This is a genomic window from Georgenia phoenicis, from assembly GCF_047302425.1.
Classification (GTDB): Bacteria; Actinomycetota; Actinomycetes; order Actinomycetales; family Actinomycetaceae; genus Oceanitalea.
Genome location: NZ_CP154855.1, coordinates 2,416,878 through 2,434,228, shown reverse-complemented (window position 1 = coordinate 2,434,228; position 17,351 = coordinate 2,416,878). Strand labels below are relative to the sequence as shown.

The window sequence follows — 17,351 nt, the reverse complement described above, 5'->3', positions numbered from 1 at the left end:
GCCGGGTGGGCTCAGAGCTCGAGCCACGAGCTCACGTGCCGGCCGAGGCGCCATTGGATGCCACCTGCGTCGATCGTCAGCACGGGCAAGGGCCGCCGCCGGACGAGGCTTCGTCGGTATGTCACGTCTCCCGCGCCATACAGGTAGGCCCGCACGAGGACGGCAAGGTCCCGGAGCTCGGCTTCCTTCCCCACCTCGTCATCGTCGTAGTCGAAGCGGATGGCGCCCACGTCGAGGTCCAGGAGGTGAGCGCCGAACCGCTCGTTGTTCGCTGTGATCAAGGCGTGGCGCTCCGGCGCGTGAGCGCCGGCACTGTTGCGCAGTCGTATGCCGTAGCCGCGCGGTGCCTCATCGTCGTCCGCCATCTTGCCGAAGGAGACGTCGTCGAAGACCTCGTCGACGACGCGGTGCAGCACTGACCTGATGTCGACGGGCACCGGCACAGTGTAGCAGTCGGGAAGCCGTGAACGCTCTGCCATGATGAGCCGCGTGGGAGCCGTCCGGACACGTGGGTACCAGGTGTTCCTCGTCGCCGTGGCGGTGCTGTTCGCCGGCGCGACCCTCATGGGCGTGTACGACCCGGAGCTCCCGGGCGCCGGGCGATGGGAGGCGATCCCCGTCGGATTCATGGTCGGCGCCGTCGCACTGGCCACCCGAGCGTGCGCGCTCGGCGTGACCGTCCGCGAGGAGACCGTCGTCGTGCGGAACCTCGAGTGGACCCACCGCCTCTCCCGTGCCGACGTCGTCGCTGTTCGGGTCGTCAACTACGACGGTCGTCTCGGCGGCAGCTCCTGGCCCAGCTGGTGGTGGACGACGGTGAGGCTCACCCTGACGTCCGGTCGAGAGGTGACGGCCTACGGGCTGTTGGGCCGTCGCGCGGTCGTCGCGCGCCACGCGGCCCGGCTCCGGGAACTCGTCGGTCTGCCGGAGCCGACGCCTCGCACGAGCCACCGCGCCGCGCGCCGGACCTCTCGTGGCTGAGCTCGGCGTGCCCGCCGGCGCCGCAGCCAACGTCCTCGGCGCACGCCCCACGACAACACAGATCACGCACGTCCGAGGACTGTTCCGGCAGAGGGTGTCGGTCGAGGAACGCACCGTCAGCGACTGGACGATCGACGGCGTGTCTCTGCGGCAGGTCATCGCGCAGCGGTCGGGCTGGCCGGACGAGGCGGACCTCCCGGCTGAGCACCCTCCCCTCCGGTCGGACGGCTTCTGGCCGGAGCTGGCCGTCAAGAGTCTGCGAAGCCTCCTCGGCGACGGGCCGACGGAGCTTCCCGACGCTCGTGTGGTGCTGCTCTCCTGCGCGGGGTGCGCCAACATCAGCTGCGGTGCACTGACCGCGGAGCTGGTCATCGGCGACGACGCGGTGGAGTGGCGGGACATCGGCTGGCAGGACGACGACCGCTTCGACGTCGAGCACGACGGTCTCGCGCCACCCCTGTCGCTCCGGTTCTCCTGGACTCCCTACTCCGCGCTCCTTCGACGACTTCTCAGCGAGTACGCGGCGCTGGTGCCTACGCCGCGGTAACGGGTCGCACGCTGGCACTTCGACGACCGGCGGATCGAACGCCTGTTCGAGTATGCTGGCTTTGTGTCCACCACCGGGCCGACCATCCTCCACGCGGACCTCGACGCGTTCTACGCCTCCGTCGAGCAGCTGCTCCAGCCCGCGCTGCGCGGGCGGGCCATCGCGGTGGGTGGCAGCGACCGCGGGGGAGTCGTCCTCGCCGCGTCGTACGAGGCCAAGGCCCACGGCGTCCAGGGCGGGATGGCCGGGTGGAAGGCGGCGCAGCTGTGCCCGGGCCTCGTCTTCGTGCGTGGCTCCTTCCACCGCTACCAGGCCATCGCCGACGACGTCATGGCGATCCTCCGCGACGTCACGCCCGTCGTCCAGCGCATCTCCATCGACGAGGCCTTCCTCGACGTCTCCGGCTCGACGCACCTCTTCGGCCCGCCCGCCGCCATCGGCGCGACGCTGCGCCACCGTGTCCGCGCCGAGGTTGGTCTGCCGATCTCGGTCGGCGCCGCCCGCACCAAGCACCTGGCCAAGATCGCCTCGCAGGTCGCCAAGCCGGACGGGCTCGTCGTTGTCGAACCCGACGACGAGCGGGACTTCCTCGACCCGCTGCCGGTCGGTCTCATCTGGGGAGTCGGGCCGGTGACGCAGCAGCGCCTGTCCGACCGCGGGATCCACACCATCGGCGACCTCGCCCGCACCGAGCGCTCCGCCATGGAGCGCTACCTCGGCCGCGCCACGGGCGGGACCCTGCACAGCCTCGCGCACAACGAGGACCCCCGGCGCGTGAGCACCTCCACCCGGGCGCGGTCCGTGGGGGCGCAGTCGGCCATCGGGCGCCGCCCGGCCACCCGCGAGCTCGTGCGCGAGGTGCTCAGCGGCCTGGCCGAACGCGTCGCCGGCCGGCTGCGCGCCAAGGACCTGGCCGGACGCACGGTGACGGTCCGGGTGCGGTTCCCCGCCATGCGCTCGGTCACCCGCGCCCACACGCTGCCCGGACCGGTCTCGGCCACGCTCACCCTCACCGAGGTCGCCGAGCGGCTGGCCTGGCAGGCGATCGACGAGGAGGAGGCCGAGCGTCCCGAGATCACCCTGCTGGGCATCTCGGTGTCCAAGCTGACCACGCAGGCAGCCATCCAGCTCGAGCTCGAGCTCCCGCCGCCCGACCCGTGGCGCCCCGGCTCGGAGACTGGCGCCGCCCGATGGGCCCTGGACCGGTCGATGGACGCCGCCCGCGAGCGCTTCGGCCGCTCCGCCGTCGGCTACCTCCCCGCGGCAATGGGCCACTCCGCGGGCGTGCCCGACGAGTTCCGCGAGCTCGCCGAGAAGGAGCTGTGAGCCCCGTTCAGTAACCCCGCCCGAGGTCGACGGCGTGGGCCGGCCGGCGGCCCTCCGCCAGCGCCGCGTGGGCGGCGACGATGGCCTCGACGACGTCCTCCGGCATGGTCGGCCCCGACACGTGCGGCGTCACGGTGACCGCCGTGTGGGACCAGCGCCAGTCCTCCGCCGGCAGCGGCTCGGTCTCGTGGACGTCGAGCACCGCGCGGCGCACCCGGCCACCGTCCAGGGCTGCGCGCAGGTCGTCGGCCACCAGCGTGGCACCGCGCCCGACGTTGACGACGATGGCGCCGTCCAGCCGGTCGAGCACGCTCGCGTCGACGAGGCCGCGGGTGCCGTCGGTGAGCGGGAGGGCGTTGACGAGAGCCGCGCACGTGGCGAGGTGCGGGCCGGCGTCGGCCAGGGCCGCGACGTCGTCGAAGTCGGCGGCCGCGGTGCCCCGCGTGTTGACGCCGATCACGCGGTACCCGGCCGCGCGGACGACGCGGGCCACGCCGCTGCCGATCTCCCCGGTGCCGAGGACGACGACGGTGCGGCCCGTGGTCCGCACCGGCTCGAGTGGCTGCCACTGCGCCCGCGCCTGCTGGGCGTCGTACTCGCGCAGCCGCCAGGCTTCGGCGAGGAGGTGCGCCAGGACGTAGCTGCCGATCGCCTGCGGCATCCCGCCGACGGTCCGCGTGAGGACGACGTCGCGGCCGCGCAGGTCCGCGACCACGCGGTCAACGCCCGCCATCGGCAGGTGCACCCACCGCACTGCGGAGTCCCCGAGGTTCGGCGGGACGGTGAAGCCGGTGTAACTGTCGGCCCAGGCGGCGTCCTCGGCGGAGAGCGCGCCGTGGCGCACGGTGCGGGTTGTCACCGCCGGGACCGCCTCGGCGAGGTCGGCGGCGAGGCGGTCGGCGTCGCGCCCAGCGAGGAGCATGCGCTGGAAGGTGCGGGTCATGGCCTCGACGGTAGGTCACCCGGCGCGGTGAGGGCGCGTCGCCGGCCGGACCGTCAGCGGCCGAGCGTGGAGGCGCGCGCGACGAGCTCGGGGCTGAAGAGCACGTGCTGGTGCTCGTGGTCGTCCGCCCCGCGGACCTCCTCGAGGAGCAGCTCGGCGGCCCGGCGCCCGAGGTCGTCGCGCGGCTGGCGGACCGAGCTGAGCGGGATGGTGGCGGCGGCGGCGAAGGCGATGTCGTCGTAGCCGACGATCGCCACGTCCTCCGGCACCCGCAGGCCGGCAAGGGTCAGGCTCTGCAGGAGCCCGAGGGCGAGCAGGTCGTTGAGGGCGAAGACACCGGTCGGTCGCTCGTCGGCCGGCATCTCGGCGATCTCGGTGCCGACGCGGTGGCCCTCCGCGATCGTCAGGGCGCTGGTGGGCACCACCTGCAGGCGTGCCCAGCGGCCGTTGCCGTCGGCGAAGCCGGCCACCGCCTCCTGCGCACCCGCGCGTCGCTCGGTCACCTGGCGCAGCGTCTCGGGGCCGCCGACGACGGCGATGCGCTGGTGGCCCTGCTCGAGCAGGTGGGCCGTGGCCAGCCGGCCGCCGGCGGCGTCGTCCACCGCGACGGAGCACTCGTGCGTGAGCTCGGTGCCCCGGTCCACGAGGACCACGGGCACACCCCGGTCCCGCAGCCGGGCCAGTGCCCCGCTCGTGGCGTCGACCGGGGAGACGAGCACGCCCTCGGCCCGGATGCGCTCGAAGAGACCGAAGTGGCGGGCCTCGCGCTGGGGGTCCTCGCCGCTGTTGGCGAGCATGAGCGAGTAGCCCGCGTCGGTGATGACCTGCTCGGCCCCGAAGGCGACGTCGGTGAAGAACGGGTTGCCGGCGTCGAGCACGACGAGGCCGATCATCCCGCTGTTGCCGGCGCGCAGCTGCCGCGCGGACTCGTTGCGGACGAAGCCGAGCTTCTCGACGGCGTCCTCGACGCGGGTCCGGGTCGTGGGGGACACCCGCTCGGGGTGGTTGAGGACGTTGGAGACGGTGCCCACGGAGACGCCCGCGAGCGAGGCGACGTCCCGGATGCTCGCGCGTGTGCTGGCCATGATGCAAACGTTACAAGCGGGGACGCTCCCGGTGTCCGGTTCCGAGGCGGACCGTTGACGCAAAGCGGGGCGTGTGAGTAAGGTCGCAGCACTGCTTGAACCGATTCATACGATCACCAGTGAGGACACCGATGTCCGAGCAGAACGAGTCTCCGCGCCCCGTCGTCGCCCTCGAGGGCGTGACCAAGAGCTTCGGCGCCGTGCAGGCGCTGCGCGGCGCCCGCCTGGAGCTCTACGCCGGCGAGGCGCACGCCCTCGTCGGTGAGAACGGGGCGGGCAAGTCGACGCTCATCAAGGTGCTCGCCGGCGTCCACCAGCCCGACTCCGGCTCCCTCACGGTCGACGGGGCGCCCGCGACCTTCCGCAGCACCTCGGACGCGATGGCCGCCGGCGTCGCCGTCATCTACCAGGAGCCCACGCTCTTCCCCGACCTCACGGTCGCCGAGAACATCTTCGTCGGCCGCCAGCCGCGCGGGCGCGCCGGGACGATCGACCGCGCCGCGATGAACGCCGCCGCCACCGAGCTCTTCGACCGCCTCGGCGTCCCGCTCCACCCCGACCATCCCGCCCGGGGCCTGTCGATCGCCGACCAGCAGCTCGTCGAGATCGCCAAGGCGCTGTCCGTCGGCGCGCGCGTGCTCGTCATGGACGAGCCCACCGCCGCGCTGTCCGGCGTCGAGGTCGACCGGCTCTTCGCCGTCGTCCGCGGCCTGCGCGAGGAGGGGGCGGCGGTCCTCTTCATCTCCCACCGCTTCGCCGAGGTCGAGGCCCTGTGCCAGCGGGTCACCGTCATGCGCGACGGGCGGCACGTGTCCACCGACCTCATGAGCGAGGTGACCACCGACGAGCTCGTCCGCCGGATGGTCGGCCGCGACCTGTCCACCCTCTTCCCCAAGGAGGACTTCGAGCCGGGCGAGGTGGTCCTCGAGGTCGAGGGCCTCACCCGCACCGGCATCTTCGCCGACGTCTCCTTCCAGGTGCGGGCGGGGGAGATCGTCGCCCTCGCCGGCCTCGTCGGCTCCGGCCGCTCCGAGGTGGTGCAGAGCGTCTTCGGGGTGGACCCACGCGACGCCGGGACCGTGCGGGTCGCCGGTCGCACCCTGCCCCCGAACCGACCCCGGGCGGCGATGGCCGCGGGGCTCGTGCTCGTCCCTGAGGACCGCCGGCAGCAGGGCCTCGTCCTCGACCTGTCGATCCAGCGCAACATCACCCTGCCGCGCGCCCGGGCCCTGTCCCGGCTCGGCGTGCTCACCGGCCGCAGCGAGCGCCGCTCCGCCCAGGAATGGGCCGAGCGCCTGCACACCCGCTTCTCCCGGCTCAGCGACCCGGTCGCCACGCTCTCCGGCGGCAACCAGCAGAAGGTCGTGCTGGCGAAGTGGCTCTCGACCGAGCCCAAGGTGCTCATCGTCGACGAGCCCACCCGCGGTATCGACGTCGCGACCAAGGCCGAGGTCCACCGCCTCATGTCCGCGCTCGCCGCCCGCGGCGTCGCCGTCCTCATGGTCTCCTCCGAGCTGCCCGAGGTGCTCGGCATGGCCGACCGCGTCCTCGTCATGCGCGAGGGCCGCCTGGCCGCCGACATCCCCCGGGCCGAGGCCACCGAGGAGACCATCATCCGTGCCGGAACCGCCGTGGAGGCAGCATGACGACGACGACGTCCCCTCCGCCCGCCGTCGTCCCCCCTCGCGAGGACGTCTGGGTCCGTCGCCTGCGGCTGCTCCTGGGCGCCCGCATCCTCGGCCTGGTCCTCGCGCTGGCGATCCTCGTCGGTGTCACCGCCGCGGTGAACCCGCGCTTCCTGTCCGGGCAGAGCGTCCGCGACATCCTCCTCGCCGCCGCGATCACCGTCCTCCTCGCCTCGGGCATGACGATGGTCGTCCTCACCCGCGGCATCGACCTGTCCGTCGGCTCGGTGCTCGGGCTGTCCGCCTTCGGCACCGCGACCTTCATGAGCGAGTACGAGCTCGCGGTCCCGGTGGCCGTGCTCCTCGGCGTCCTCATCGGCGCGCTGTGCGGCGTGGTCAACGGTGCCCTCGTGACGTGGGGCGGCGTGCCGCCGCTCGTCGCCACCCTCGGCACGCTCTACCTCTTCCGCGGGGTCGTGTACTTCTGGGCGGGCGGCTCCCGGATCAGTGCCGGTGACATGCCGCGCGGCTTCCTCGACTTCGGCACCGGGCGGGTCCTCGGGCTGCCCTACCTCACGCTCATCGCGGTCCTCGCCGTCGTCGCCGTCGGGGTCTTCCTCGGCCGCTACCGGGCCGGCCGCGACCTGTACGCGCTCGGCTCGAGCCCCGAGGCCGCCACGCTCGCCGGCATCCCGGCCACCCGCCGGCTGATGACCGCCTACGTCACGGCCGGGCTGCTCGCCGGGCTCGGCGGGGTGCTCTACGCCGCCCGCTACGGCACCGTCGACGCCTCCGCCGGGAACGGGCTCGAGCTCGACATCGTCGCCGCCGTCGTCGTCGGCGGCGTGGCGATCTTCGGCGGCAGCGGCACCGTGCTCGGCGCCGCCCTCGGTGCGCTGCTCCTCACCGTCATCAACAACGCCCTGCCCACACTGGGCATCGACCAGTTCTGGCAGCGCGCCATCGTCGGCGCCCTCATCATCGGCGCCATCGCGCTCGACCGGATCGTCGCGGTCCGTACCGCGGCGGCGTCACGGAAGGCCTCCCATGTCGGTTGACACCTCGCCCCGCACCGCCGACACCGCTCCCACCGCCCCGGTGCGCCGCGGCCGCCGGGGGCTGGGCTGGGACGCCGCGATCATCGCGGTCACCCTCGTATTCCTCGTCGCCGCCTCGCTCGGGGTCGAGCACTTCGGCACCGCGCGCAACCTCGGCTTCCTCGTCCTCGACCTCGCCCCGATCCTCGTGCTCGCCCTGCCGATGACGCTCATCATCGTCACCGGCGACATCGACCTGTCGGTGGCCTCGATGGTCGGGCTGACCTCCAGCGCGATCGGCGTCATGTGGAACGCGGGGCTGCCGCTCGAGACGATCCTCGTGCTCGCCGTCGTCCTCGGTGCCGTGCTCGGCGCGGTCAACGGTGCCCTCGTCGCCGGGCTCGGGCTGCCCGCACTGGCCGTCACCATCGGCACCCTCGCGCTGTACCGGGGGCTGTCCTACGTCCTGCTCGGGGACAGCGCCGTCGCCTCCTTCCCGCGCTCCTTCACCGGCTGGACCATCGGCTCGGTCGGGTGGATGCCCAACATCCTGCCCGCCCTCGTCGTGCTGGCCGCCGTGTTCGCCGTCGTCCTCCACGCGACCCCCGCGGGCCGCGCGATCTACGCGATCGGTGCCAACGCCACCGCGGCCGCGTACGCGGGCATCCGGGTCCGGCGCACCCGCTTCCTGCTCTTCGTCACCTCCGGCGCGGTCGCCGGACTCGTCGGCGCCTTCTGGACGATGCGCTACGCGAGTGCCCGCGGCGACAACGCCTTCGGGCTCGAGCTCACGGTCGTCGCGGCCGTGCTGCTCGGCGGGGTGTCGATCTTCGGCGGCAAGGGCTCGCTGCCCGGCGTGCTCGCCGGCGTCGTCCTGCTCATGTCGCTGCAGAACGCGCTGCGGCTCGAGCGGATCTCCACCGAGGCGCTCACCGTCGTCACCGGCTCCCTGCTCATCATCTCCGTCCTGCTGCCCAACCTGCTGGCCCGCGGCCGCCGCGCTCTGCGCCGACGCCGCCCGCCCGCCCCCAGCGCCGCACCCGCGGCACGATGAAAGGAAGTGCCATGACAAGGACGCAACGACGCTCCGTCGCCCTGGCCATGGGCCTGGCCCTGGCCCTCACCGCCTGCGGCGGCACCACGCAGGACAGCGTGGAGGAGGACACCGGCGGCCCCGCGGAGGAGACTCAGGGATCCGGTGAGCAGGCCGAGGACTTCGCCGAGGGCCTGGCCATCACCATGCTGCCGAAGTCGGTGAACAACCCGTACTTCGAGACCTCCTCGGAGGGGGCGGAGGCGGTGGTCACCGAGCTCGGCGGCACCTACGAGTACACCGGCCCCTCGGACGCCTCGGCCTCCTCGCAGGTCAGCTACATCGACACGCTCTCCCAGCAGGGCGTGGACGCCATCCTGCTCTCCGCCAACGACCCCAACGCGCTGTGCTCCTCCCTGGACCAGGCCAGCGCCGGGGGCGCCGCGATCGTCACCTTCGACTCCGACGTCGACCCCTCCTGCCGCGACCTGTTCGTCAGCCAGGTGGACAACGAGGAGGTCGGCAAGGCGCTCGTCGAGATGGCCGCCGAGCAGGCCGACGGGGACGGCCAGATCGCCGTCCTGTCCGCGACCGCCAACGCCGCCAACCAGAACGCGTGGATCGCCGTGATGGAGGAGGAGCTCGAGAACAACCCCGACTACGCGGACCTCGAGCTCGTCGCCACCGCCTACGGCGACGACGAGGACGAGAAGTCCTTCGCCGAGACCCAGGGCCTGCTCCAGTCCTACCCGGACCTCGAGGTCATCGTCGCCCCGACGACGGTCGGCATCCTCGCCGCCGCGCGCTACGTCCAGGGCTCGGACTACGACGTCGCGGTCACCGGCCTCGGCACGCCGAACGACATGCGCGAGTACGTCGAGGACGGGACCGTCACCGAGTTCGCGCTGTGGGACCCGGGCGCCCTCGGCGAGCTCGCCGCCTGGACCGGCGCGGCGCTTGCCTCGGGGATGATCAGCGGCGAGGGCGACACCTTCACCGCCGGTGAGCTGGGGGAGTACACCGTCGGCCCCGACGGCGTCATCGTCCTCGGCCCGCCGACGCGCTTCAACGCGGACAACATCGACGACTTCGACTTCTGACCCCGCTCCCGCCGGCCCCGCCGGGCGGGCACCGGCCCGAGAGGCCGGTGCCCGCCCGGCGGGGCCGACGGCACGTCCGGGCGGTAAGCGCTCGCCCAGAGTGTTGTAACGATTCAGTCGGGCCGGTACACTCGCTTGTACCGATTCACCTACGCCGTTGAGACCGGCGCCCGACTCCCCCCGACGGCGCCTGAGAGCAGAGAGGCTCACCGATGAAGCGCAGAGCTATGACGATCCCGGCGGCGGCTGCCGCCACCGCCCTGCTGCTCGCCGCCTGTGGCGGCGGCGACAGCGAGGGCCAGGACGCCCCTCCCGCCGAGGAGTTCGACACCGAGGAGCCGGTCACCCTCTCGATGACGGTGTGGGGCAACGACGACCGCGCGGCCCGCTACCAGGAGTCGATCGACCTCTTCAACGAGGAGTACCCGAACATCGACGTCCAGCTGAACTTCGCCGCGTGGAACGACTACTGGCCCGCGCGCGCCACCGAGGCCGCGAGCTCCAGCCTCCCGGACATCGTCCAGATGGACCTGTCCTACCTGCGCCAGTTCGGCGAGCGCAACCAGCTCCTCGACCTCGAGCCCTACCTCGACGAGTACATCGACGTCTCCGCCATGGAGGAGACGGTGCTCGCCTCCGGCCAGCTCGGTGAGGCCACCTACGCCATCCCCACCGGCACCAACGTGCTCTCCCTCCACTACAACCAGACCGTGCTCGACCAGCTCGGCGTCGAGGTCCCCTCCGAGGACTACACGTGGTCGGAGTACAACGAGTGGATCACCGCCGCCTCCGAGGCTGGCGCCGGGCTGGACCCCCAGCTCTACGGCGGCATGGACTACAGCGGCGTCTTCTGGATGTTCGCGCTGCACATGACCCAGCAGGGCAACGAGGTCTTCAACGACGAGGGCATCGCCTTCACCGAGGAGGACATGGCCGAGTGGCTCGAGTCCACCGCCGAGCTCCGTGAGGGCGGCCAGACCTTCCCCACGGACCGCACGATCCAGCTCGCGCCCAAGACCGGCTTCACCAACAACCAGGTGGCCACCGAGTTCAACTGGGACAACATGATCTCCCTCGCGATCGCCGACAGCGGCACCGAGGACATGGGCCTGCTCGTGCCGCCCTCGAGCGAGGACGGCGAGAAGGCGCTGTTCAGCAAGCCCGCGATGTTCCTGTCGGTCGCCGCGAACAGCGAGGAGCCGGAGGCCGCGGCCCTGCTCGTCGACTTCCTCACCAACGACCCCGAGGTCGGCGGCATCTTCGGCACCAGCCGCGGCCTGCCCGCCTCCGAGACCCAGCGCGACGGTGTGACGCTCGAGGGCGTGGACGCCATGGTCGCCGAGTACGAGGAGGCCGTCGCGGACGACATCACCGCCACGGTGCCGCAGCCGGTCGAGGGCTTCGGCTCCCTCGAGGCCACCTACCTGCGCCTCTCGGAGGAGCTGGGCCTCGGGTCGATCACCGTGGACGAGTTCGTCGACGCGTGGTTCGCCGAGGCCGAGCAGCTGCTCAACTGACCACCGCACCGTAACGAGGGGAAAGACTCGTGGCACTTCCCACCGAGGCGCTACCTCCTCAGGTCACCGTCCCGCGGCCGCCTGCGATCAAGGGCAGGCGGCCGCTGGGCCGGGAGACCAAGGCTGGTTACGCGTTTCTCAGTCCCTGGCTGATCGGCTTCTTCGCGCTGACGGCCCTGCCGATGCTGGCCTCGCTGTACCTGGCCTTCACGGACTACGACCTCTTCTCCCCACCGGAGTGGATCGGTCTGGAGAACTTCGAGCGGATGTTCTCCGACCCGCGCTACCTCACCTCCGCCAAGGTGACCGCCATCTACGTCTTCCTCGGCACGCCGATCAAGCTGGCGGCTGCGCTGGGGGTGGCGATGCTCCTCAACACCAAGCTCGGGGGCGGCGGCTTCTACCGCTCGGTGTTCTACGCACCCTCGCTCATCGGCGCGAGCGTCTCCGTCGCCATCGTCTGGAAGGCGATGTTCATCGACGAGGGCATCGTCGACCGGATGGGACGCTCCGTCGGCCTCGACTGGGGCGGCTGGGTCGGTGACCCGAGCAAGACGATGCCGATGTTCATCCTGCTCACGGTCTGGCAGTTCGGTGCGCCGATGGTCATCTTCCTCGCCGGCCTCAAGCAGATCCCGCCCGAGCTCTACGAGGCGGCCTCGGTGGACGGCGCCGGTCCGGTGCGCAAGTTCCTCAAGATCACCATCCCGATGCTCTCGCCGGTCCTCTTCTTCAACCTGCTGCTCGAGACGGTCAACGCCTTCCAGATCTTCGCCTCGGCGTTCATCATCTCCAACGGCACCGGCAGCCCGGCCGACTCGACGCTGTTCTACACGCTCTACCTCTACATCAAGGGCTTCACGCAGTTCGACATGGGCTACGCCTCGGCGATGGCGTGGGTGCTCGTTCTCGTCGTCGGCCTCATCACGGCCGGCCTGTTCCGCAGCTCGCGGGCCTGGGTCCACTACAGCGGGGAGTCGAAGTGAGTACGGCAACGACCACCGCGCCGGTCCCCGCGGGCCAGGTGCCGGTCACGGAGCAGACCGAGCGACGCCGGCCCCGACGCACCGGGAAGCGGCTCGCCTTCCACCTCATGATGCTCGTCCTCACGGCCGTGGTGCTCTACCCCGGCCTGTGGATGCTCATGTCGTCCTTCAAGCCCTCGAACGACATCGTCGGCAACGTCAGCCTCATCCCGGCCGACGGCACGGGCCAGAACTACCTCACCGCGCTCGAGGGCATCGGCGGGGTGTCCTTCTGGACCTTCGTGCAGAACTCCGTCGTGCTCGCGGTGCTCACCGTCGTCGGCGTGCTCGTGTCCTCGTCGGTCACGGCCTACGCCTTCGCCCGGCTCGACTTCCCGGGCCGCAACATCTGGTTCGCGCTGATGATCGGCACGCTGCTGCTGCCGTTCCACGTCGTCATCATCCCGCAGTACATCGTCTTCAACGAGCTCGGGCTGGTGAACACCTTCGTCCCGCTCGTCATCGGCAAGTACCTGGCGACGGACGCGTTCTTCGTCTTCCTCATGGTCCAGTTCATGCGCAACCTGCCGCGCGAGCTGGACGAGGCGGCGCGCATCGACGGCGCCGGCCACGTGCGGATCTTCACCTCGATCATGCTGCCGCTGATGAAGCCGGCCCTCGTCACCGCGTCGATCTTCTCCTTCATCTGGAGCTGGAACGACTTCTTCGGGCCGCTGCTCTACCTCAAGAACCCCGAGCTGGCGACGCTGCCGATCGCGCTGCGGCTGTTCGTCGACCAGACGAGCGTCTCCGACTACGGCGCGCAGATGGCGATGGCCGTCCTCGCGCTCGTGCCCGTGCTGCTCTTCTTCATCCTCTTCCAGCGGCACATCGTCGAGGGCGTGGCGACCCAGGGCCTCAAGGGATGAGCGTGGGAGCGGTGAGGGACAGGAGGCTGCCGCACGGCACCTCGGGATTCGCCTTCTTCAGCGAGGTGCTGCTCACCGGGATGGTGCTCTTCGTGCTCAGCCTCCCGCTCGTCACGCTCGTGCCGGCGCTGGCTGCCGGCGCGGGGCACCTGCGGCGCCACCTCGAGGCCCGCCCGGACTCCCTCGCCGAGCTGTGGGCCGACGTCCGTCGCGCCCTCCGCTCGGGCGGCTGGCTCGTCTCCCTCGGGCTCCTCGCCCTCCTCCTCGTCCTCGACCTCAACAGCGCGGTCGCCGCCGGGGGAGCGCTGCCGGGCGGCACGCTCGTCCGGGTCGTGAGCGCCGCCGTCGCCGCCTGCGCCGTCGTCGTCGTCCTGCGGGCGGCCGGGTCCTGGTCCCGCGAGCGGCACTGGGGTGCGAACCTCCGCGCGGCCGCCGCCGCGTCGACCGCGGACCTCGCCGGCTCGGTCCTGCTCCTGTCCGCCGTCCTCCTGTGCGGCGTCATGGTCTGGATGCTCACGCCGCTGCTCCTCGTCGTCCCCGGGCTGCTGTGCCTGGCCGTCGTCGGGGTCGAGTACCGCGCGGGCGGGCGGCGGTGACCGCGCCGCGTCTCGCCGTCGTCGGCGCGGGCTGGTGGTCGGCCAACCACCACGTCCCCTCGCTGGCCGCCTACGACGGCGCGCGGCTGGTGGCCCTGTGCGACCCGCAGCGCGAGCGGGCGGCCGAGCTCGCCGAGCGGCACGGCGTCGCGGAAGTCGTCACCGAGCTTGCGGAGCTCGAGAGGGTCGGCGTCGACGGCGTGCTCGTCGCGACCCCTCACACCACCCACCACGAGCTCGCCGCGGAGGCGTTGGACCGCGGGTGGCACGTCTTCGTCGAGAAGCCCCTGACGACGACGGCGCAGGACGCCGCCGACCTCGTCGCCCGGGCCGAGCGGGCGGGCCTGCAGCTCGCGGTCGGCTACACCGACCAGTACACGCCGGCCGCGCGCCTGGTGCGGGAGGCCGTGCAGTCCGACATCGGCGAGCTCGTCCAGGTCATGGCCGAGTTCAGCTCGAGCACCGGCGGGCTCTTCGCCCGCGCGGAGGAGGCCGAGCCGCACGCTGACGACGCACCCGAGGACCAGCACCCGGAGAGCTACGGTGCCGAGACCGGCGGGGGACAGGCGCAGACGCAGCTCACCCACGTCATGGGCATGGTCTGCTGGGTCACCGACCGGCAGGTCGCCGAGGTCGCCGCCTTCGTCGACCACCGCGGTCAGGAGGTCGACGTCGACGACGTCGCGGCCTTCCGGCTCACCGGGGGCGGCACCGGTGTCGTGAGCTCGAGCGGGATGGCCGGCCCGGGACGGGCCGAGCGGCACGCCGTGCGGTACCTGGGCACCCACGGGGTCGTCGACCAGGACATGATGTCCGGGCGCGCGGTGCTCCGCCGGTCCGACGGCGTCGACGTCACCATCGCCGCCGCCCACGAGAAACCCGAGCGCACCTGGCAGCCGGCACGGACCTTCGCCGACGTCGTCGCCGGCCGGGCGGACAACCCCGCACCCGGCCGCCAGGCCGCCGCCGCTGCCGCCTTCATCGACGCCGCGATCACCTCCGCCCGGACCCGCGCCTTCGTCGAGGTCCCACAAGTGTCCTGAACCCAATCCAACGACGGGGAGATTCGATGATGAGTCATGACATGCGCCGCCCGGCGCGCACGCTGCTGAGCGCGGGGGCCGTCGCGGCACTCGCGCTCGGCACGGTGAGCACGGCGACCGCCGCCGACGACGGGCGAGGGCCGCGCCTCGAGGAGCTCGACCGGGGCCTGGTCGCCCTGTCGACCGAGCAGGGCACCTTCCTCAGCTGGCGCCTGCTGGGCGACGAGGTCAGCGCCTACACCGAGTCCGGCGCCGAGGCGCCGGACTTCCACGTCCACCGCGACGGGGAGCTGCTCGCGACGGTCGAGGACAGCACCAACTACCTCGACCCCGACGGCGGTGCCGCCGCCGAGTACACCGTGGAACCCGCCGAGGGCGCGGGACCGAGCGAGTCCGTGACGCCCGCTGACGGCGGCTACCTCGAGCTGCCGCTGCAGCGCCCGGCGGACGGCGTCACGCCGGCGGGGGAGGCCTACACCTACTCCGCCAACGACATGAGCGTCGGGGACGTCGACGGCGACGGCGAGTACGAGTACGTCGTCAAGTGGGACCCGTCCAACTCCAAGGACGTCTCCCAGGTGGGCTACACCGGCAACGTCTACGTCGACACCTACGAGCTCGACGGCACCCTGCTCAACCGGATCGACCTGGGCGTCAACATCCGGGCGGGCGCGCACTACACCCAGTTCCTCGTCTACGACTTCGACGGCGACGGCCGCGCGGAGATCATGCTCAAGACCGCCCCGGGCACCCGCAGCTACGCGGGCGGGCAGGAGGACGAGGCGCGGTACATCACCATGCCGGCAGAGGACGTCGCCGCGGGCTACGCCCATACCGACGACTACCGGATGAGCGCCGAGGACTACTACGACCACCTCGTCGGGATGTTCCGCGGCTGGCACGAGCACCCGGAGGTCGTCGCCGGGAGGTGGCCGGCCACGCTGGAGGAGGCTTTCGGCATCGCCCCGGCCTACGACTACCCGCTCTCCGAGGCGGACGCCGCCGCGCTCGTCGACCACTTCATCGACGTGTACGCCCCGGCACGGAGCGCGCGCAACGCGCTGCGCGACTTCGAGGGCTTCATCCTCACCGGCCCGGAGTACCTCACCGTCTTCGACGGCGCTAGTGGCCGGGAGCTCGACACGATCCACTACAAGCCGGGCCGCCACGACGACGGCCTCATGTGGGGCGACTACGCGATGTCGCGGATCGAGCCGGGCAACCGGGTGGACCGCTTCCTCGCGACGGTCGCCTACCTCGACGGCGACGAGGCCTCCGCCGTCTTCGCCCGCGGCTACTACACGCGCTCGACGCTCGTCGCCTACGACTGGGACGGCACGAGCCTGTCCGAGCGCTGGTTCGTCGACTCCGGCTGGACGCCGATGGACAACCCCTTCAACGCCGGCCCGCACGGCACCCCCGGCACCGACCCGGAGTTCGGCTCCATCACCACCCAGGGTTTCCACTCGCTGAGCTCGGCCGACGTCGACGGGGACGGCTTCCAGGAGATCGTCTACGGCAGCGCGACCATCGACCACGACGGCAGCCTGCTGTACAGCTCCTTCGCCGAGCTGCCGCCGGAGAGCGCCGACCCGGGCGCCTGGGCCGGCTACGGCCACGGCGACGCCATGCACGTCGCGGACATCGACCCCGACCGGCCCGGTCTGGAGATCTTCACCGTCCACGAGGGCGGGGCCTGGGCGCCCTACGGGATGGCGATGCGCCAGGCCGAGGACGGCGAGCTGATCTTCGGCACCTACTCCGGGCGGGACACCGGCCGCGGCATGGTCGGCGACGTCGTCCCCGGCTCCCGCGGCCTCGAGTCGTGGGCGAGCATGCCGGGTGGCTCCGGCGCCCTCGGCCTGCACACCCCGACCGGTGAGGTCATCTCCGAGCAGATCCCCGGGACGAACCAGTCGATCCGCTGGGCGGCCGACATGACGACGCAGATCGTCAACGGGTCCGGCGACCAGGACGTGACGGTGGACGACTGGACGCGCGGCACCCTGCTCGCAGCGGAGGGCACGCGGACGAACAACGGGACCAAGGGCAACCCCTCGCTCGTGGCCGACGTCCTCGGCGACTGGCGCGAGGAGCTGCTCGTGCGCACCGCGGACAGCTCGGCGGTGCGGCTCTACGTGAGCACGGAGGTCACCGACCGCAAGCTCCACACGCTCATGCACGACCCGCAGTACCGCGTGGAGGTCGCCCGCCAGCAGACGACGTACAACCAGCCGGCCTACCCGAGCTTCTACCTCGCCTCGGACATCGCCTGGCAGGACGTCCCGGTGCCCGACCACCGGTACGGGCCGGACGCCGACCCGATCACGTCGGTGGCGGCGCTGCGGGCTGCGGTCGACGCCCACGTCGACTCCGGGGAGGTTGCCGGGCCGATCGCCCAGCAGCTGGCCAAGGCCGCCGAGCTGGCGGAGCGCCACCTCGAGGGCGGGCGGACCGGCCCGGCCGCCACGGCGCTGGACCGCTTCGTGCGGCACCTGGACAACCCCAAGCGCCCCGACACGCTCGGTGAGGACGCGCGTGCGGACCTGCGGGGGCAGGCCACCGCACTCCTCGCGCTGATCCGCTAGCAGCAGACGGCGCGGCCCCCACCCGCTCGGGTGGGG

At 72.1% G+C, this 17,351-nt stretch carries 16 protein-coding genes; 13 read left to right on the top strand and 3 right to left on the bottom strand.

Going from position 1 to position 17,351, the window contains the following annotated elements; translation table 11 throughout:
- Positions 1 to 11 precede the first annotated feature (11 nt).
- Entirely contained in the window at positions 12 to 437 is a 426-nt protein-coding gene (locus AA0005_RS11565) for a hypothetical protein (protein ID WP_413450321.1), read from the bottom strand.
- Between the two features lie 43 nt (positions 438 to 480).
- On the opposite strand from AA0005_RS11565, the gene AA0005_RS11560 reads away from it, so the two are divergent.
- From AA0005_RS11560 to dinB, 3 genes are all read left to right on the top strand, one after another.
- Positions 481 to 981 (top strand): hypothetical protein, encoded by a 501-nt coding sequence (locus AA0005_RS11560; RefSeq protein WP_413450320.1) that lies wholly within the window; start codon positions 481 to 483, stop codon positions 979 to 981.
- Complete coding sequence (locus AA0005_RS11555) at positions 974 to 1,528, top strand: hypothetical protein (RefSeq protein ID WP_413450319.1); 555 nt, start codon at positions 974 to 976, stop codon at positions 1,526 to 1,528. Before AA0005_RS11560 ends, AA0005_RS11555 begins: the two co-directional genes overlap by 8 nt.
- A gap of 63 nt (positions 1,529 to 1,591) precedes the next feature.
- Positions 1,592 to 2,854 carry a DNA polymerase IV gene (gene dinB, locus AA0005_RS11550; RefSeq protein ID WP_413450318.1) on the top strand — a complete coding sequence of 421 codons (1,263 nt, stop codon included), beginning with the start codon at positions 1,592 to 1,594 and terminating at the stop codon, positions 2,852 to 2,854.
- Between the two features lie 7 nt (positions 2,855 to 2,861).
- Here dinB and AA0005_RS11545 read toward each other — a convergent pair whose 3' ends face one another.
- Together AA0005_RS11545 and AA0005_RS11540 are read right to left on the bottom strand one after the other, a co-directional pair.
- Complete coding sequence (locus AA0005_RS11545; RefSeq protein WP_413450317.1) at positions 2,862 to 3,797, bottom strand: NAD(P)-dependent oxidoreductase; 936 nt, start codon at positions 3,795 to 3,797, stop codon at positions 2,862 to 2,864.
- Between the two features lie 53 nt (positions 3,798 to 3,850).
- Positions 3,851 to 4,882 (bottom strand): LacI family DNA-binding transcriptional regulator, encoded by a 1,032-nt coding sequence (locus AA0005_RS11540; protein WP_413450316.1) that lies wholly within the window; start codon positions 4,880 to 4,882, stop codon positions 3,851 to 3,853.
- A gap of 131 nt (positions 4,883 to 5,013) precedes the next feature.
- On the opposite strand from AA0005_RS11540, the gene AA0005_RS11535 reads away from it, so the two are divergent.
- The 10 genes from AA0005_RS11535 (at position 5,014) to AA0005_RS11490 (ending at position 17,315) form a co-directional block, all read left to right on the top strand.
- The gene (locus AA0005_RS11535) at positions 5,014 to 6,528 is read left to right on the top strand and encodes a sugar ABC transporter ATP-binding protein (protein WP_413450315.1); all 1,515 of its coding nucleotides are present in this window, start codon (positions 5,014 to 5,016) and stop codon (positions 6,526 to 6,528) included.
- Positions 6,525 to 7,565, top strand: coding sequence for an ABC transporter permease (locus AA0005_RS11530; RefSeq protein ID WP_413450314.1), 1,041 nt, complete (start codon positions 6,525 to 6,527; stop codon positions 7,563 to 7,565). The genes AA0005_RS11535 and AA0005_RS11530 overlap by 4 nt, the downstream gene beginning before the upstream one ends.
- On the top strand, positions 7,555 to 8,598 hold the full coding sequence (locus AA0005_RS11525; RefSeq protein ID WP_413450313.1) for an ABC transporter permease: 1,044 nt from the start codon (positions 7,555 to 7,557) through the stop codon (positions 8,596 to 8,598). The genes AA0005_RS11530 and AA0005_RS11525 overlap by 11 nt, the downstream gene beginning before the upstream one ends.
- A gap of 11 nt (positions 8,599 to 8,609) precedes the next feature.
- Positions 8,610 to 9,677, top strand: coding sequence for a rhamnose ABC transporter substrate-binding protein (gene rhaS / locus AA0005_RS11520; protein WP_413450312.1), 1,068 nt, complete (start codon positions 8,610 to 8,612; stop codon positions 9,675 to 9,677).
- Between the two features lie 212 nt (positions 9,678 to 9,889).
- On the top strand, positions 9,890 to 11,194 hold the full coding sequence (locus AA0005_RS11515) for an ABC transporter substrate-binding protein (protein WP_413450311.1): 1,305 nt from the start codon (positions 9,890 to 9,892) through the stop codon (positions 11,192 to 11,194).
- A gap of 86 nt (positions 11,195 to 11,280) precedes the next feature.
- Entirely contained in the window at positions 11,281 to 12,180 is a 900-nt protein-coding gene (locus AA0005_RS11510) for a carbohydrate ABC transporter permease (RefSeq protein ID WP_413453093.1), read from the top strand.
- Positions 12,177 to 13,088 carry a carbohydrate ABC transporter permease gene (locus tag AA0005_RS11505; RefSeq protein WP_413450310.1) on the top strand — a complete coding sequence of 304 codons (912 nt, stop codon included), beginning with the start codon at positions 12,177 to 12,179 and terminating at the stop codon, positions 13,086 to 13,088. The genes AA0005_RS11510 and AA0005_RS11505 overlap by 4 nt, the downstream gene beginning before the upstream one ends.
- 11 nt (positions 13,089 to 13,099) lie before the next feature.
- On the top strand, positions 13,100 to 13,684 hold the full coding sequence (locus AA0005_RS11500; RefSeq protein ID WP_413450309.1) for a hypothetical protein: 585 nt from the start codon (positions 13,100 to 13,102) through the stop codon (positions 13,682 to 13,684).
- Entirely contained in the window at positions 13,681 to 14,727 is a 1,047-nt protein-coding gene (locus AA0005_RS11495) for a Gfo/Idh/MocA family protein (RefSeq protein WP_413450308.1), read from the top strand. Before AA0005_RS11500 ends, AA0005_RS11495 begins: the two co-directional genes overlap by 4 nt.
- Positions 14,728 to 14,756: 29 nt before the next feature.
- Positions 14,757 to 17,315 carry a rhamnogalacturonan lyase gene (locus AA0005_RS11490; protein WP_413453092.1) on the top strand — a complete coding sequence of 853 codons (2,559 nt, stop codon included), beginning with the start codon at positions 14,757 to 14,759 and terminating at the stop codon, positions 17,313 to 17,315.
- The last annotated feature ends 36 nt before the right edge of the window (positions 17,316 to 17,351 follow it).

Excerpts from the sequence above, each read along its gene's own strand:
- AA0005_RS11560 (WP_413450320.1), top strand. The coding sequence starts at position 481 with ATGAGCCGCGTGGGAGCCGTCCGGACACGTGGGTACCAGGTGTTCCTC.
- AA0005_RS11545 (WP_413450317.1), bottom strand. The coding sequence starts at position 3,797 with ATGACCCGCACCTTCCAGCGCATGCTCCTCGCTGGGCGCGACGCCGAC.
- AA0005_RS11540 (WP_413450316.1), bottom strand. The coding sequence starts at position 4,882 with ATGGCCAGCACACGCGCGAGCATCCGGGACGTCGCCTCGCTCGCGGGC.
- AA0005_RS11535 (WP_413450315.1), top strand. The coding sequence starts at position 5,014 with ATGTCCGAGCAGAACGAGTCTCCGCGCCCCGTCGTCGCCCTCGAGGGC.
- AA0005_RS11530 (WP_413450314.1), top strand. The coding sequence starts at position 6,525 with ATGACGACGACGACGTCCCCTCCGCCCGCCGTCGTCCCCCCTCGCGAG.
- AA0005_RS11525 (WP_413450313.1), top strand. The coding sequence starts at position 7,555 with ATGTCGGTTGACACCTCGCCCCGCACCGCCGACACCGCTCCCACCGCC.
- rhaS (WP_413450312.1), top strand. The coding sequence starts at position 8,610 with ATGACAAGGACGCAACGACGCTCCGTCGCCCTGGCCATGGGCCTGGCC.
- AA0005_RS11515 (WP_413450311.1), top strand. The coding sequence starts at position 9,890 with ATGAAGCGCAGAGCTATGACGATCCCGGCGGCGGCTGCCGCCACCGCC.
- AA0005_RS11490 (WP_413453092.1), top strand. The coding sequence starts at position 14,757 with ATGAGTCATGACATGCGCCGCCCGGCGCGCACGCTGCTGAGCGCGGGG.